A 15150-nucleotide genomic window follows, 5' to 3' on the forward strand; every position below is an offset into this window, starting at 1 on the left:
TTTCGCGAAAGAGCATTTATTGGCAACGTCCTGGAGATGGCCGTGGCTGGTGCGGCCTTTCAGGAAAGTGCACTCGCCCGGAACGGGTTAGATGTCAGCGCGTACCAATGCGTTGGTGTCGCAGCGAGAAACCGGCAAAATAGCTACGTCCATCATTCCCTGTTGCGGCCGGTTGCCACCGGGCGCGTGCATTCATTCAACGCGCGGAAGGGAAAAGAGTTCAGTTCACTGTTGAATAAGCACTGTCTGCGGGCTGGGAACAGGAGGGAAGGCAGCAACGTTAAAGCGCGACGCTTCCTCTAACGTCCGATATTTCATCCGATGCCGTTACTCGCAGATTCGATACGAAGTTTGTCTGCCACGCTCGTAACGGCGGCCCTCATTATTGCGGCGCTCGTTTTGGGCCGGGATATCCTGGTGCCTCTCGCGCTCGCAGGCATATCCTGCTTCGTGCTGGTGCCTATCGTCGTTTTTCTCAAGAAACGTGGCATTCCCCAAGGCTTTGCCGAAGGCACCGTCTTGCTTGTCGTGGTTGTGTGCATGACGGCAGCCTCGATCGGTTTGAGTTCGCAACTTCTCTCGCTCGCGGCCGATCTGCCTCAGTACCGCACGAATGTGCTGGAGAAAGTCAGAAGCATCGTTGGCTCCTCCGTGCCCAGCGGTCTTGTTGGCCGTGCCATCGATGCGGTCGAGACGTATCAGCGAATGATCAATAACGAACTTCAGTTCGGGGTCACTTATCCTGAGTCTCAACCGCCAGCAGAGAATGCTTCGGGTAAGGACGGCGGCAAGGTTCAGGTCGTCAAGGACGACAGCGAAAGCACGGCGCTCTACGGCCTTCGCATTCTCGCCGAGCCGCTGACACAGGCGGCCTTGACGTTCCTGTTCACGCTTTTTCTGCTGATGCAGTTTCGCGACCTGCGAGACAGGATCGTGCGCATTTTCGGCGTCGAGCATATAACTGAAACGACTGCAGCGATGTCGGATGCCGGCGATCGGCTCATCGCGCTTTTTACCGGACAGGTCATACTCAACGCATCGTTCGGGACGTTCGTCGGTCTGTCGTTATTTGCTCTCGGAGTTCCGAATGCGCCGCTTTGGGGTGTGATGGCGTTCGTCATGCGGTTCGTTCCGTTCGTTGGCTCCTACGTCGCGGCCATTCCGCCGATATTGTTGGCTGCGGCCGTCGATCCAGGCTGGACGAAAGCTCTTCTGACACTCGCGATATTTGCTATCGGCGAACCTATCATGGGGCAGGTTCTGGAACCGTTGGTTCTCGGACGGCGAGCTGGCCTATCTCCCTTTGCGATGATTTTGGCGACGAGCTTTTGGACGCTCACCTGGGGTCCCATCGGCCTCGTTTTAGCCGCGCCTATCACGCTCATCCTGGTGGTGCTGGGCAAATACGTGCCCGACCTTGAATTCATAACGGTGCTTCTCGGTGATGAGCCGCCGTTATCCGAGCAGCAGAACCTTTATCATCGACTCTTGTCGAGCGATGTATTCGCTGCGACGGAACAAATCGCCGAAGCTGAAGAAAAGGCCCCTTACGCGGAAGTTTTGGACAAGCTCGTCTTTCCGGCGCTGGCATTAAGCGCCCGGGATCGGCGGCGTGGTCGTCTGGACAAGGAAGCGCTGGCGGAACTCTCGAGCACGATTGGCGCCATCGCGGAAAAGTCCAAGCCGGAAAAGTCCAAGCCTGAAAAGTCCGATAAAGATCCCGTTATGGTGCTCGTCCCCGTGCGGGGAGAATTCGACGAGCTTGCGACCCGCTTTGCAGTCTCGGCGATTAATCGGGATCACCCGGGCCTGACGTGTGCCATGAATGAAGCTTCGGGGCTGACGGCTTTGGCCTTTCTGGCGGATATCGGTTACGCCGACTTGCAGAAGATCGTGCTTATGACGGTCACAGGGCTTGCCGAAGGCGGGATACGGATACTGGTCGATCGTGCCCGCTCTCTATTCCCAGGCGTCGAGGTCGTTCTGCTCGACGTCTCGTCAAGGCAGCTCTCTCTGCCTTCGTCACGCGACCGTTTCGTCGCTCCCGAGATATTTACCTCGTTTGCGCGGTTTACGAAATCATTGGAACATTCTCTCTCAAACTCTTCGAACACCGAGCCGCAGACCAGTCGAGAAGTCGCTCCGGTTTCACATTAACCGCGTGCGGACGGTTTGGCTTTCGCCATACGGAACCGTCGCGGATTTTCCGGCGTTACAGTGCGCTATCAATTGATAAGGAGGCGCAAAATGGGCGCACTGAAAGGAAAAATTGATACTGCTGTTGGCAAGGCTAAGGAGAAGGTCGGCTATGCCGTCGGCTCCGATAAGCTTCAGGCCGAGGGCGCGGCTCAGGCCGTGAAAGGTAAAGTCGAGACCGCCGTATCCGACAAGGTCAATAAGGTTCGCGATGCGGTCGATAAGGCGACCGACAAGCTGTAAGGCGACCAAGGGTCGGGGGGATCGTTATCAAATCCCCCTCGATCCAAATTGTGCGCAACCACGTTTTCCAATTGCTAATGCGGTAGGGGAATTACGCTTATTTCAGCCGTCCCGTTTGTGTTCACACAGCTGATTTGTGCGCGCTTCGTCTGCACGACAACGGTCCCTTCCTCGTCCTCGCCATCCTCTATGCTTGCTCTATCCCAGCACTTTTGTAGCGACGACGAGAAATCATCGCTGCCGAGATCGAGCGAAGTCCCGATATCGGCTAGCAGCGCGCTATAGGCAGCAAGGTCTCCACCGTGCCACTCCGCATCGAATGAGAGTACCTTATTTCCGCAGGAGACCGTTATCCGTGCGGGTGGAGCTGCACTCTCTAGGTAGAACGCATCGAAATTATCCGTGACGTGCGTTCGTTGTTTCAAAGTCAGGCCTTTTATTTGTGACTGTACATTGGAGAGACGATCCCCGCAGGTATCGGCGAGGACCTCCGATGTCGCTCCGGCCAAACAAAGCGTCGAGAGAAAAAGCGTTCTGCAAAGATCGGCGAACATGTGAAGCTCCATCGCAATCCAATCTCTTTGTTATGAGCTTCACTCCGCTCTGTAACGAGGACAAAAGATCATGGCTTCCCGACAGCCCGTCGGTTTGGAATATTTCCGCAAATTTCGGTTGCCCATGAGCAACTTTGATCTCCCTTCGGCGTTGCAGTGCCGATTGTGTACGCAATGTTTGCGGGTTAGAAGGAACAATTCCTTTGAAATTATTTGAATGCCAGAATTGTGGGCAGGTTCTTTTTTTTGAGAACACGCATTGTGAGCGCTGCCACCTTCAGGTCGGATATCTTCCGCCCCAGGAGACCATGAGCGCCGTAAAACCCAACGGAAGCACGTGGATCGCGCTGGCCGACAATCAGAACCAATATCGATACTGTGCCAATTGGGAGCTTCATGCCTGCAATTGGCTGGTCAACGCCTCTTCCGCAAAACCTTACTGTTCGGCCTGCGAGCATAACCGAACGGTTCCCGATCTGTCTGACCCGATCAATGTTTCACGTTGGCATCGTATCGAAGAAGCAAAGCGTCGCTTGATGTACACGCTGCTAAGACTTCGCCTCCCGGTGCCGACGACAGCGAGTGGCGATCCCGAGCCCTTGCTTTTTGATTTCCTAGCATCGGCTCCACAAGCCAAAGTTCTGACGGGCCACGACAATGGCATCATCACGATTTCGCTTCTGGAGGCGGACGATGCCGAACGTGAGAAGCTGCGCACACATCTTCATGAGCCTTATCGGACGCTGCTCGGACATTTCCGTCACGAAGTCGGTCATTATTATTGGGATCGGTTGGTCAGGGATGCCGGAAAGATCGAGGCATTTCGTGAAGTTTTCGGCGACGAAACGCTCGATTACGACGCCGCTCTGCAGGCGCACTATCAAAACGGTGCGCCTGCGAATTGGCGGGAAAATTTTGTCAGCGCCTACGCGACCATGCACCCGTGGGAAGATTTCGCTGAAACCTGGGCGCACTACCTGCACATAATCGATACGCTCGAAATGGCGCATACGTTCAATTTGCGGATTTCGCCGCGACTGGCGGCTACAGAAGGCTTAAGCGCAACAGCGGATCGCGATCCTTATGCCATCGCCGATATGGAAACACTCATGAGCGAATGGATACCGGTTACATTTGCCGTCAACAGCCTCAATCGCAGCATGGGCCAACCGGATCTCTATCCGTTTGTGCTCTCGCCAGCCATCATAGGCAAACTCGCGTTCATCCACCGCCTCGTCAAAGACAGGGAAGCGGAAACCGAGCGCAAGAGCGATGAGGAGGCGGCGTCGCCACGGCCTGGAATTCTTCGCCGGATCTTCGTCAAGAATTGATGGGTGCGGCGATTGTGCGTCTGCAACTGCCGATCTAGAAGTCCGTTCAAGCTCCCGATCCCGATATCGCCAAGCAGAGAAAGTGAGCCGATAGTCTCTGGCTCTGCGAGCGCGTGCTGCAGAGCCAGAGAATTTAGAGCATCAGTCGTCGTAGCCAGTCAGGACTTCGCCGGTCGCCGGGTTGGCATGACCTTCGATGCGCACGCCTGCGGCATTCGTCGCATCGAACTCGTAAACGCCGTCGTCGGCTTCGATCTTCGTCACCTGATAGCCCTGAGACTTCAGCTTCTGGATCACTTCGGAGACGGAGAGCCACTTATCGGCCGGCACGTTGAGCCGATACTTGTGGTCGTCGGCCTGCGCGGATGCTGCAAGACCGAAGATGATCACTGCAACGGGAAGAACAAGGTTACGGGCCTTCTGCATTGTAAAAACTCCTGTGTTTTGCCAAACCGTTGTCGGTCGAGCGTGACCTTGCCCGAGGCGCGCTGACGCCGGTCTGATCGCATCTGTCAGGAGTTTGTCAGCTCCGATCCTGCACGATGCTCACGCCATGGAACCCGTCATGAAGCGCCTTATCGTCCTGTCTCTGACCGCACTCACGCTGTTGTCCGCCGGTACGCTCACTGCGATTGCCGACGATGACGACGAGCGCGATCATGAGATTGCCCGCAAAGCGTTGAGCGAGGGCCGCATTCGTCCGTTGACGGACATCATGGACGAATTGAAGGCACAGTTTCCGGGCCAAATCGTAGGTGTCGAGCTTGAGGTCAAAAAAACAGGAGCTTTCGTTTATGAGTTCAAGATCCTGACGCCTCAGGGCAAGCTGAAAGAGGTCAACGTTGACGCGGCGACGGCAAAGATCCTGACGATTGAGGATGACGATTGATGCGCATTCTCATCGTCGAGGACGAACCCAAAATTGCAAAAAGCCTTGCAACGGCCTTGACCGCTGCGAACTACAGCGTCGATGCCGTTCACGACGGCGAGGATGCCTGGTTTCGTGGCGACACGGAGAATTACGACCTCGTGATATTGGATCTCGGCCTGCCAAAAATCGACGGGCTTTCCGTGCTCAAGCGCTGGCGCGCAGCGGGCCGAATGATGCCTGTTCTGGTTCTGACGGCGCGTGGTGCATGGATGGAGCGGGTCGAAGGCATTGATGCCGGCGCGGACGACTATCTCGTCAAACCATTCCAGATCGAGGAATTGATCGCCCGCGTTCGCGCGCTCATTCGCCGTTCGGTGGGGCAGGGGTCGGCGCTGCTAACGGCAGGCAAGCTTTCCGTCGATACCCGGCAGATGCGCGTTCTTATCGACGGTGCGTCGGTGGCGGTATCGCCGCTGGAATACCGGTTGATTTCCTACCTCATCCATCACAAGGGACGCGTCATTCCTCCGGCGGAACTGATCGAACATCTTTACGGCGACGACGACGCGCGAGATGCCAACGCGCTCGAAGCCGTGGTGACGCGATTGCGCAAAAAGCTCGGCCAGGATTTGATCGAGACCCGACGCGGCTTCGGTTACACCGTTATGGAAGTGCCGGCATGAGCGTGGGTTCGCTTCGCCTCAGATTGCTTGCTGCTGGCGTCCTGTCGATCTTGCTCGCGCTTGGCATTGCCGCTTTCGGTCTCACGGAATTGTTCAAGCGCCATGTTGAGCGCCGCGTCGATGCGGAGCTGACTGTTTACTTGAACCAGCTCGCAGCGGGGCTGACGCGCAAGCCGTCCGGCGAATTGGGGCTGGCGCATCGCCCGTCTGACCCACGGTTCGAAGAACCGCTGTCCGGGCTTTATTGGCAGATCGAAGGAGGATCGCCGGCGGACGATCTGCGATCGCGATCGTTGTGGGACACGGTTCTGTCGCTTCCGCCCGAAACCAATGTCGCCGATGTTTCTCGCAGGTACGAGATTGTTGGCCCACAGAACGCGCAACTTTACCTCCTTCAACGGTACATCGAGTTGCCCGATAATATCGGGGGCTCGAAAGTTCGGATCGCGGTTGCCGTGGACTCTCGGGAAGTCGGCCAATCGGTGCGAAGTTTTGCGTCTGAGCTCGCGCCGTTTCTGCTGATCATCGGTGCGCTACTGGTCGCGGCATCCTGGATACAGGTTAGTGTCGGTCTGCGTCCGCTGTCGACCATACGTGGCAGGCTTTCGAGCATTCGCTCGGGCAAACAACAGCGGCTTGGCGGTGCGTTTCCGAAAGAGGTGAGGCCGCTCGCCGAGGAAATCGACGCGCTGCTCGACGAGCGGGAGAAGGCGATCGAGAAAGCGCGGGGGCGCGCCGCAGACCTGGCGCATGGGCTCAAGACGCCGCTGCAGGTTCTGAATGGAGAAGTGACGCGGCTCGAAGAGAAAGGCGAGACGGGCATTGCGTCGGATATTTCCTATCTCGTCAATCTCATGCGCCGCCACATCGACCGCGAGATTGCGCGCGCACGCATTTCTTATGCCAACAGCAACGCTTCAACGAACGTCAGGACGTCAGTCGAACAAATCATACGTGTCGTCGAGAAGACGCCACGCGGGCAGTCCTTGAGCTGGACGATTGATGCACCGCCCGATCTGGAAGCGCGCATCGATGCCGTCGATCTGGCTGAGTCGCTCGGTAACTTGCTCGACAACGCGGCGCGCCACGCCAAGGAAAAGGTTTCCGTGAAGGCGCGCGCCGAAATGCAGAGTATCTCGATTTCCATTATCGACGACGGTCCGGGCATTGAAAAGGAACATCAGGCGGCGATGCTGATTCGCGGACAGAGACTCGATACGCACGTTGGCGGTGCCGGTCTCGGATTGGCGATCGTCACCGACATCGTCGAGGCATGGGGGGGAAGCCTGACGATCGAGAACGGCACGGTCGGCCTCATCGCTACGCTGCGTCTTCCTGCTGCGACGAACGATTCGGACGCCTGAGGGGGTTCGGACTCCGCCGCTGCAAAGCTCGGCCGAAGAAATTCGCGCGGAGATTGCTTCAGCACGGCTGGGCTCGCCCTCGGCCAGTGGACTGATCAGCTAAGCCACGCTGGCTGGCTCTAGTCTTACAATTCTGTGGCTTTGATGCCGCAAAATCACTGCGAAGCATTGTGCTTCCTCGGCACACGAAAGATGCCCTGGAGGCTCATCCCATGCATACGAAAGACTTTGCGAGCGCGCTTCGGGCTTTCGCCGCGATTGCCGACTTTGATCGCTCATACGAACTGCATCGACTCGCAGCCGTACTGGATCGCGGTCGTGACGAGACCATCGCCGCTCGCGTCAAGCGCATGTCTCCATCCGAGCAGTATCCGGGGCGACTCAAGGAAACGCTCGACGCTATTGCCGCCGGACTTCACGCCAGCGGCGCCGTCAAGGCGAGTTCGTCCGTTCGCGAGCTGTTGAAAATCTTTACAGGTCGGCCCGGCGCTTCAGTCGACGATTTTTGTACGGCGATCTGCCTTCCGCCTGCGCCGCAAGGCGTGGGCGCGCGCCGCTTCAAAAGCCAAAATGCGGCGCTTGCAAACGATATCTGCTCGGAGCTTACGCCCTACATCGATGATGCCGACGTTTTCCGGACTCGTCTCGATGCGTTGATTGCAGCAAGGCCGGCAGGGATCGCGACCTGGACTCTCGTCGCCAATCGACTGGTCGGCAATAATCGGACGTACCGGGATCGCAAATCGGCGGTTAGGGCGATCTTGAATTACATCGAAGCGAGGTCTCTGATCGCGCCTCTGGCACGTGGGCTGGAACTGGCGGGTCCGCAATGAAGTCATCTGCAGGTCACGCCGGGTGGCGTTCTGACGAAATCGACGACCTATGAGCTTTGCTGCAATGGGTAACGCTCAAGATCAGATCTCCAAAGTCTCGCAAGTGACGCTCGCCTTCTGGATGATGAAAATCCTGGCGACGACGCTGGGCGAAACAGCTGGCGACTTCCTCTCGATGTCGCTTGATCTTGGCTATTATCTCGGCCTTGCCATTACCTTTGCGATCCTACTGGTGTTACTTTTTCTGCAAGTCAGAAGCGAAATCTACCGTCCTCTGCTTTTTTGGTTCACGATCATTGCCACGACGACGGCCGGCACTGAAATTTCTGACTTTATGGACCGCTCGCTCGACCTTGGATATCTCGCGGGCTCCGTTATGCTCGCGACAGCTTTAGTGTCGACGTTGGCAATTTGGCGCTTTCGCGAAGGTTCGCTTCGAGTCTACCCCATTCGCGGACGCGACGCCGAAATCATGTTCTGGGCCGCGGTCCTGTTCTCCAACAGTCTCGGCACGGCGTTCGGCGATTATCTCGTCGATGATGCGGGTCTCAGTTTCATCCAGGGCGCGCTGGTGACGGCCGGTATTATCGGAGTTGTCGCCCTCCTTCATTATTTCTCTCGTATCAACGATGTCATCCTGTTCTGGATCGCCTTCGTTTTTACGCGTCCCTTCGGCGCGACATTCGGTGATTTCTTGACGAAACCCGTCGGCAACGGCGGCTTGAGCTTGCCGCGTGGGCAGGCATCGCTGGTGACGTTGGGACTGCTGCTGGCCATTCTTTATCTGTCTCTCGACCGACGCCGGCCGCACGTTTCGAAGCGCGGGTGAACGGTCGCCTTTTACTTACAGTTCTGAGACGTTCCGGCCGTAAAGGCTGCATGGAGTTTTGCCCAATGTGTATTCGCGAATAGGGGGGAGTATTCAGATTGCCGTTGGACAATGCAGAGGTGTGGAAGTCAAATCAGGCGTCCGCTTCGGATGTGGCATGTGCGCCGGCCAAAGCGATGCTTTTCGGCGCCGTTGCGTTCGGCATCTGCTTGATGATTTTCTATCTTGCGTATCCGCGCTTCGATCTCTCGGTGAGCCGAGCCCTTTACGTGCAGCCCCATCGCTTCATCGGCAGCGAATCCCTGTTCTTTGGCAGTCTTCGTAACGGATTTTCGACGTTGTTTTGCGCCGTCTGCGTGCTCGCCGGTGTCGGCTGCGTCGTCTCGCTGATCAGCATGCGCAAACGCTGGCTCAGTCTTTCCGCCAGTCAATGGCTATACCTTGCGGTATGCCTTTTGGTAGGGCCGCTTACGATCGCGAACCTCGGCTTCAAGGATCATTGGGGGCGGCCGCGACCTAATCATGTCATGGAATTCGGCGGATCGAAGATCTATGCGCCGCCCCTGAAACCATCGGATCAATGTAGCCGGAACTGCTCGTTCTTTTCAGGCGAGGCCTCGTCGATCTACATCATTTGCTTTGCCGCCGCTTTTCTGTTTCCCGCCGATGCTGCATTTTGGACGCTGAGCGGCATCGTTCTGGGAACGCTCGCGGGGTTCGTGCGCATGGCCGAGGGCGGACATTTCCTGTCCGATGTGGCGTTTGCCGGCGTATTCATGGCGCTAACGGCATCAGCGATTCATATGTTGTTTGCAGTTGTCGGCGGTCGATACTCAGACTGAAGAAGAAAACCATATCTCGACCAGCAAGCCGGGTTCATTGTCGGCAAGCGTAATGCGCGCTCCGTGCAAGTCGGCAATCGCCGCCACGAGGCTAAGACCCAATCCATTGCCTGCCGTGGTCCGGCTCTTTTCCAACCGATACAATCTGCGAAAGACGTTTTCGCGCTCTTCAGCGGGAATTCCTGGCCCAGTATCGCGAATGCGCACGACGGGACAGCCGCCGACGTTCGTGACTTCGACGCTGATGTCAGCCGGCTCCTGGCAATGGACGATCGCGTTCTCTATGAGATTGAGGAAGAGCTGGTTCAGAAGGCGGTGGTCGGCGTGCACGATAAAAGACCCCTCCGCCGCGATGAGAGGATGCAGGCGGTGACCTCGCTCCTCCGCGACCGCCTCCAACGCATCGACGATGTTGGTTAGCATGGGTTTGAGATCGACATCGGCAAATCTGTTTTTGCGGGCACCGGCTTCGATCTCCGAAATGCGCATTAGGGCATCGAAGGTTTCAGCAATGTTGTCGATCTCTGCGATCGAAGCGTCGGCCGCTTCCCGATAGGCCTCGATGCTATCGCCGCCTGAGCGCACGTGCTCCAGCCTTTGGCGCATACGGCTGATGGGCGTGCGCAAATCGTGCGCGATATCGACGGAGAGTTGGCGCAAATTTTCGAAGAGACGTTGCAGGCGGTCGAGGGCGGCGTTGATGAGCGCCGCAACGTGATCGATGTCATCCGACGCGGATACTCGCGGCACTCTGCGGTCAAGCGCACCGCTTGCCACGGCATTCAAGGCTTCCTCCATTTGCCCGATGCGTCGTTGCGCCCGGCTGCCGAGGAACCAGCCTCCGATAATCGCGCAGATCACCGACAGCCCGATGCCCCACATCAGGCCGTTGAGTTGCAGTCTCTGCGCATCGCGGATGTCGCCATTGCCGTCCCCAACAAACAGATAACCGCCATTGATCGTCGTCCATCGCCCAATCACCGCATCGCTCGCCCTGTGAGGAGACCAGTCGCCGAGAAGATTCAAGTCTCTCCAGGGAATGGTCCGCCAGTCCTCGAACCGTTCGAGAGACGCTACGTTACCAGCGATGCGTTTTCCCGAGCTGTCCGTCAGGAGATAAATATCTTCATCGGACTTCGCGACACGGGCATGGCTTTCGATCATCGCCGCGAGTTCTTGAAAGCCGTCGCTTTCTTTCCCTTGGACGTCGATCAGCGTTTTACGAACCTCGTCGATGTGCGCACGCAGATGCGCCGTCAATTGCGTGCTGAGGGAATAATAGAGCGCGGAGAAAATTACCGAGTTGACCAACGTAATGATCACAACGACCAGGGCGGCCAACCGAAAGGCGGTGCCGCGGGTTAGCCTATGCCGCATCAATGATGTATCCCAATCCTCTCACTGTACGGATCAAAGGTGGATCTCCGGGGCGTTCGATCTTCAATCGAAGCCGACTGACATTGGTCTGGACGATAGAAGTCTTCGTGTCGCGTTCCAATCCCCACATCTCTTCCAGCAGCATGGATCGCGTGACGACGCGCCCGCGATTGCGAAGGAAAATTTCAAGCAGCTTGAACTCGCGCGGTTGCAAATGAATCTCGTCGTTTCCTCGCCGGATTTGCCGCCGGATGAGGTTCACTTCCAAGGTGCCGATCCGGAAGGTAGCGTCCTGCTTGGGACCGGGGGGACGGCGGCCCAAGGCTGTAATGCGCGCAAGCAGCTCGCCGAGCGCGAAAGGCTTCACAAGGTAGTCGTCAGCGCCGCTTTCCAAGCCTTCGATGCGATCCTCGATGCCTCCCACTGCGGTGAGCAGAATGATGCCGGACAGCACGTCGGCGCGCCGAAGGCTTTGCACGAGGTGCAGTCCATCGAGGCCCGGCAACATCCTGTCGATGACAAGAACATCGAAGGTTTCAACCATCGCCGCCTTGAGTCCCTCGGCACCGTTGGTGGCAACTACGACGTCGTGTCCTTGGCCGATCAGGCTCTCACGTACGATCCTCACTGTTTCCTGATCGTCTTCGACGAGAAGTATGCGCATTAGATCGACGTCGTTGTTATCATCATAGCCACGAGCACCCCAAACCCTGGACCTCTGAGGGCAGCGTGACGCAATTGCGGTAGGAAAGTCACGATTTTGTATGCTTTCGGGGAAAGGCCCCCAACAGGGCGCCGCTTGCTATCGTTTTTCACCCAGAAATTCTAGCGGCCATCGCAGTCACGCTTGATTTACCGAGCGATTTCCCAACGGACGTCGAGCCCAGCGCCTGCATTAGCTTGATGCGAGGGGGCAATTAACACCAAAGACCGATATGGTTTTCCCGGAGGCGGAGAACGATCAGCATAGCGCCTTTTTATGTGATATGCGATGGTATTGGGCTCGTTAGGCATTCAGCACTGAGATGATTTTGACGGGACAAAATCATGAACCAGTTCATGCGTCTAACGGCCGTTCCCAGTCTGCATCTATACGCCTTGAGTCACTTGCCGCCTATGGGCCGGTGTCACCAGCATCAAGAGAACGCCAGCAATCAGGATGAGAATGCTGGCGAATTGGAATGTGGCGCTAAACGGAATGTCCTGCTCTTTCAGCCGCCCCCCCACGTAAGTCATGACACCGCCGGCAGTCGTGCCAACAAAATTGAGTAGGCCGTAGGCCATCGCCCGGCAACGCGGGTCCACGACCGTGCAGGTCGCGGGCATCAGATTGGCGTCCAGAAAACCTTGGGACATGCCCGTAATCAGCACGCATGCGAGAATGACGGGGATGGACTGCGCAGCTCCGAGCGCGAAGAGGAAAGGTGAGGCGATCAAGAAGCCGAACGCAGGGACAAGAGCCCGCGCCCGCAAATTCCGCGCCGCCCACCAATCCGAGAGACTGCTCGCAATTAGCATCCCGGTGAATGCCGCGCCGTTGAAGGTCATTGGCCCGTAAACGGGCGCCAATGCCGAACTCACGCCCAGTTCAACGCGAAAGAACTCAGTCAGCCAATTGCGAACGGGCCAATAAGCGGCGCCGTTGAGCAGGTTCATCAAGAGCAGCAGGCGAAACCCTTGAGCCGACAGGAGGAACCAAAGTGAAGCTCCTTCGGGAAACGAAGGAGCTGCATCTTCTGGAGAGTGGGGATAGGCGTCTTCCGTCTTCTGCGGAAACAGGATCAAAAGGACGAGGGCATAAGCGACGCCGAGCGCTCCCATCGCAAGAAAAACGGTGCGCCAGCCGAAAATTTCGGCCGTGACTCCACCAAGGCCGCCGAGAATAGAGCCCACATAGACGCCGCTGAGATGCAATCCGGTGGCGCGGCTGCGTGTCGGCCCCCGGTGGAATTCGACGATGAGCGAAACGGCGGCTGGCATGTAGAAGGCTTCGCTGATGCCGAGCGTTGCTCTTGTCAGGAGCATTCCTTCGAATGAGGTGACGACGCCACTTAGAAACGTCGCCGCCGACCAGATGAGGAGGCTGGCCATCACGATGGGTCGCTTCCCCACGCGGTCGGCAACATATCCGGCAATTGGCGAACAGATGCCGTAGATCCATAAAAACATGGAAGACAGCAGACCGAATTTCTCATCGCCGATTTTGAGGTCAGCTTTGATCATTCCAGGCATCGCGACGACAAGCTGCCGGTCTAGATAATTCAGCAGACAGACGACCCACAGCAAGCCGACAATTGTCCACGCCGCTTGGCTCGTCCGAAGTGTCATGCCCCCACCCAGTGTTTAAGCCGTTGTTCCCTCAGTCCTCTGGAACGCGACGCCAGCTTGGCGATTTACGGAATAGGGCAGGCAGCTGGCGGAGGGGGTGGGATTCGAACCCACGGTGGACTTGCGCCCACGCCGGTTTTCAAGACCGGTGCCTTAAACCACTCGGCCACCCCTCCAGGACCCACTGCGAGGAGGCCCCCTGGGAGGCGGCCTCGATGCGTATTGTCCCCGGATCGCCCCTCCTAGCGGGTTCCGGCGCCGGCCTCAAGCCCCGGGAGCCCCGCGCTTAACCTGATCCTAAGCAGCGTTTGTCATCATTCCAGCAAGCTTCGGCCATTCTCGCCGTGTGTAGTTGCGGTGTGGGTGCGCTTGGGCGGGCGTAGCGTATCGAGTTGGGTTTGCGTACATGGACAGGGGCCTTTACGGGAGGCTTGCCTGCCGGCTGATGCTGGCAGTCAGTGCCGCGGCGCTTTTGAGCGCCTGTTCGAGCAGCCCGTCGCCGCAATCCCTAACCGGCGTCAATCGCTCCACCTTCACGGAAGACGAATACGGCGTCAGCAGCAGTCCGCGGGTTGCGTCGGGTCGTGTTGCGAAGGGCGGCGGCAAGTTCAAACTTGGTTCGCCCTACAAGGTGGCGGGCAAATGGTACGTTCCCCGCGATAATCCGAATTACGACGAATACGGCGTAGCTTCTTGGTATGGCGCTGATTTCCACGGCCGCCGGACCGCGAACGGCGAGGTGTTCGACGCCAACGCGCTGACTGCGGCACATCCGACGCTGCCGCTGCCGTGCTATGCTTATGTGACCAATATTGACAACGGCCGGACGGTGCTAGTGCGCGTCAACGACCGCGGACCGTATGTCAACGATCGCCTGATCGACATGTCGTATGCGGCGGCCAAGCAACTTGGATTTGTCGGCAAGGGGCGTGCACGCGTCCGCGTGCGGTATGCCGGATTGGCGCCGCTCAATGGCGACGACAGCCGAGAACGGCACTTCCTGGCGCAGCAGAACAACCAGCCGTATCAGGGCCAGCCTTCGCCCGCGCGCGAATATGCGGCGGCCGAGACGAATGCCTCCGACTTGCCTGCAGATGCATCCGATCGGTGGGACCCAAACAGCTATCGCGCGGCGCTCGCGGGCAAGCCCGTGCCGCCAGCACCTGCTCCGGCCCAGAGATCACGGCGCCAGTTGGTGCAGACGGCGAGTATCGGCGAGCCTGATTTTACGCAGCGCATGTCTTTGACGGCCGCGCCGCAGCGTCAGCCGCAACCTGAGCCCGAGCCGTTCGACGCCCCGCAGCCGTTTGCGCCGGCGCAGACTTCGGCCGATAACGGCGACGCCTATCAGCCCGTATCGGCGTACGACGAGCCTGCGAGTAGCGGCTATTCCGGAACCGCGTATGTGCAAGTCGGCATTTTCAGAGATCGCTCCAATGCCGAGAGACTTAGGCGTGAACTTGGCGCTTTGGGTCCGGTGGAAGTAGCGCCTCTACAAGCCGGCAACGGTATGCAAGTCTATCGCGTCCGCGTTGGGCCTTTCTCGCAGGGCGAGGCGTCGCGCGCCCAGAGCCGCATTGCGACATATGGTGTCGCGAATACCGCGATCGTGATGGATTAAGCGGCTCATTGCACAATTCCCGTTAACCCGGCGTTGACCATGTCTCGATGCAGTCGGATACTTCGGTTTCCATCAGTC

15 protein-coding genes and 1 tRNA gene are annotated in these 15150 nt (G+C 57.8%); 10 read left to right on the forward strand and 6 right to left on the reverse strand.

The features are described from left to right. The first annotated feature begins 351 nt into the window (after positions 1-351). Positions 352-2157 carry an AI-2E family transporter gene (locus HYP802_RS0112350; RefSeq protein WP_244421009.1) on the forward strand — a complete coding sequence of 602 codons (1806 nt, stop codon included), beginning with the start codon at positions 352-354 and terminating at the stop codon, positions 2155-2157. Between the two features lie 90 nt (positions 2158-2247). Continuing rightward, complete coding sequence (locus HYP802_RS0112355) at positions 2248-2439, forward strand: CsbD family protein (RefSeq protein WP_013947614.1); 192 nt, start codon at positions 2248-2250, stop codon at positions 2437-2439. Between the two features lie 74 nt (positions 2440-2513). Here the strand turns inward: HYP802_RS0112355 and HYP802_RS0112360 are convergent, their stop codons facing one another. After that, positions 2514-2993 carry a hypothetical protein gene (locus HYP802_RS0112360; protein WP_155831220.1) on the reverse strand — a complete coding sequence of 160 codons (480 nt, stop codon included), beginning with the start codon at positions 2991-2993 and terminating at the stop codon, positions 2514-2516. Between the two features lie 203 nt (positions 2994-3196). On the opposite strand from HYP802_RS0112360, the gene HYP802_RS0112365 reads away from it, so the two are divergent. After that, a complete protein-coding gene (locus HYP802_RS0112365; protein WP_024275856.1) occupies positions 3197-4324 on the forward strand; it encodes a putative zinc-binding peptidase in 1128 nt (375 codons plus the stop codon). Between the two features lie 141 nt (positions 4325-4465). Here the strand turns inward: HYP802_RS0112365 and HYP802_RS0112370 are convergent, their stop codons facing one another. Next, positions 4466-4750, reverse strand: a complete 285-nt coding sequence (locus tag HYP802_RS0112370; RefSeq protein WP_013947617.1) for a PepSY domain-containing protein — start codon at positions 4748-4750, stop codon at positions 4466-4468. A gap of 139 nt (positions 4751-4889) precedes the next feature. Between HYP802_RS0112370 and HYP802_RS0112375 the strand changes: the two genes are divergently transcribed. The 6 genes from HYP802_RS0112375 to HYP802_RS0112400 all read left to right on the forward strand — a co-directional run bounded on the left by HYP802_RS0112375 (position 4890) and on the right by HYP802_RS0112400 (position 9746). Then, a complete protein-coding gene (locus tag HYP802_RS0112375) occupies positions 4890-5213 on the forward strand; it encodes a PepSY domain-containing protein (protein WP_013947618.1) in 324 nt (107 codons plus the stop codon). Continuing rightward, positions 5213-5878, forward strand: a complete 666-nt coding sequence (locus HYP802_RS0112380; RefSeq protein ID WP_013947619.1) for a response regulator transcription factor — start codon at positions 5213-5215, stop codon at positions 5876-5878. Before HYP802_RS0112375 ends, HYP802_RS0112380 begins: the two co-directional genes overlap by 1 nt. Next, on the forward strand, positions 5875-7242 hold the full coding sequence (locus HYP802_RS0112385; RefSeq protein ID WP_024275857.1) for a HAMP domain-containing sensor histidine kinase: 1368 nt from the start codon (positions 5875-5877) through the stop codon (positions 7240-7242). Before HYP802_RS0112380 ends, HYP802_RS0112385 begins: the two co-directional genes overlap by 4 nt. Positions 7243-7454: 212 nt before the next feature. Next, positions 7455-8075, forward strand: coding sequence for a hypothetical protein (locus tag HYP802_RS0112390; protein WP_013947621.1), 621 nt, complete (start codon positions 7455-7457; stop codon positions 8073-8075). A gap of 64 nt (positions 8076-8139) precedes the next feature. Next, complete coding sequence (locus tag HYP802_RS0112395) at positions 8140-8904, forward strand: hypothetical protein (protein ID WP_245261496.1); 765 nt, start codon at positions 8140-8142, stop codon at positions 8902-8904. Between the two features lie 98 nt (positions 8905-9002). Next, entirely contained in the window at positions 9003-9746 is a 744-nt protein-coding gene (locus tag HYP802_RS0112400) for a phosphatase PAP2 family protein (protein ID WP_155831221.1), read from the forward strand. Here the strand turns inward: HYP802_RS0112400 and HYP802_RS0112405 are convergent. From HYP802_RS0112405 to HYP802_RS0112420, 4 genes are all read right to left on the reverse strand, one after another. Continuing rightward, the gene (locus HYP802_RS0112405; protein ID WP_024275860.1) at positions 9738-11123 is read right to left on the reverse strand and encodes a HAMP domain-containing sensor histidine kinase; all 1386 of its coding nucleotides are present in this window, start codon (positions 11121-11123) and stop codon (positions 9738-9740) included. The genes HYP802_RS0112400 and HYP802_RS0112405 overlap by 9 nt on opposite strands. Next, a complete protein-coding gene (locus tag HYP802_RS0112410) occupies positions 11113-11787 on the reverse strand; it encodes a response regulator transcription factor (RefSeq protein ID WP_013947625.1) in 675 nt (224 codons plus the stop codon). Before HYP802_RS0112410 ends, HYP802_RS0112405 begins: the two co-directional genes overlap by 11 nt. Positions 11788-12212: 425 nt before the next feature. Continuing rightward, on the reverse strand, positions 12213-13451 hold the full coding sequence (locus HYP802_RS0112415) for an MFS transporter (RefSeq protein ID WP_024275861.1): 1239 nt from the start codon (positions 13449-13451) through the stop codon (positions 12213-12215). 86 nt (positions 13452-13537) lie between these two features. Continuing rightward, positions 13538-13627: transfer RNA gene (locus tag HYP802_RS0112420), tRNA-Ser, on the reverse strand. Positions 13628-13857: 230 nt separating this feature from the next. Between HYP802_RS0112420 and HYP802_RS24125 the strand changes: the two genes are divergently transcribed. Continuing rightward, positions 13858-15072, forward strand: coding sequence for a septal ring lytic transglycosylase RlpA family protein (locus HYP802_RS24125; RefSeq protein ID WP_013947652.1), 1215 nt, complete (start codon positions 13858-13860; stop codon positions 15070-15072). Positions 15073-15150: the final 78 nt, after the last annotated feature.

The sequence above is a fragment of the Hyphomicrobium sp. 802 genome (genome assembly GCF_000526135.1).
In the GTDB taxonomy this organism is placed as follows: domain Bacteria; phylum Pseudomonadota; class Alphaproteobacteria; order Rhizobiales; family Hyphomicrobiaceae; genus Hyphomicrobium_B.

What these genes read in the sequence shown, in the direction of transcription:
- HYP802_RS0112355 (WP_013947614.1), top strand. Translation starts at nt 2,248, where the DNA reads ATGGGCGCACTGAAAGGAAAAATTGATACTGCTGTTGGCAAGGCTAAG.
- HYP802_RS0112360 (WP_155831220.1), bottom strand. Translation starts at nt 2,993, where the DNA reads ATGTTCGCCGATCTTTGCAGAACGCTTTTTCTCTCGACGCTTTGTTTG.
- HYP802_RS0112370 (WP_013947617.1), bottom strand. Translation starts at nt 4,750, where the DNA reads ATGCAGAAGGCCCGTAACCTTGTTCTTCCCGTTGCAGTGATCATCTTC.
- HYP802_RS0112375 (WP_013947618.1), top strand. Translation starts at nt 4,890, where the DNA reads ATGAAGCGCCTTATCGTCCTGTCTCTGACCGCACTCACGCTGTTGTCC.
- HYP802_RS0112380 (WP_013947619.1), top strand. Translation starts at nt 5,213, where the DNA reads ATGCGCATTCTCATCGTCGAGGACGAACCCAAAATTGCAAAAAGCCTT.
- HYP802_RS0112385 (WP_024275857.1), top strand. Translation starts at nt 5,875, where the DNA reads ATGAGCGTGGGTTCGCTTCGCCTCAGATTGCTTGCTGCTGGCGTCCTG.
- HYP802_RS0112390 (WP_013947621.1), top strand. Translation starts at nt 7,455, where the DNA reads ATGCATACGAAAGACTTTGCGAGCGCGCTTCGGGCTTTCGCCGCGATT.
- HYP802_RS0112395 (WP_245261496.1), top strand. Translation starts at nt 8,140, where the DNA reads ATGGGTAACGCTCAAGATCAGATCTCCAAAGTCTCGCAAGTGACGCTC.
- HYP802_RS0112405 (WP_024275860.1), bottom strand. Translation starts at nt 11,123, where the DNA reads ATGCGGCATAGGCTAACCCGCGGCACCGCCTTTCGGTTGGCCGCCCTG.
- HYP802_RS0112410 (WP_013947625.1), bottom strand. Translation starts at nt 11,787, where the DNA reads ATGCGCATACTTCTCGTCGAAGACGATCAGGAAACAGTGAGGATCGTA.
- HYP802_RS0112415 (WP_024275861.1), bottom strand. Translation starts at nt 13,451, where the DNA reads ATGACACTTCGGACGAGCCAAGCGGCGTGGACAATTGTCGGCTTGCTG.
- HYP802_RS24125 (WP_013947652.1), top strand. Translation starts at nt 13,858, where the DNA reads ATGGACAGGGGCCTTTACGGGAGGCTTGCCTGCCGGCTGATGCTGGCA.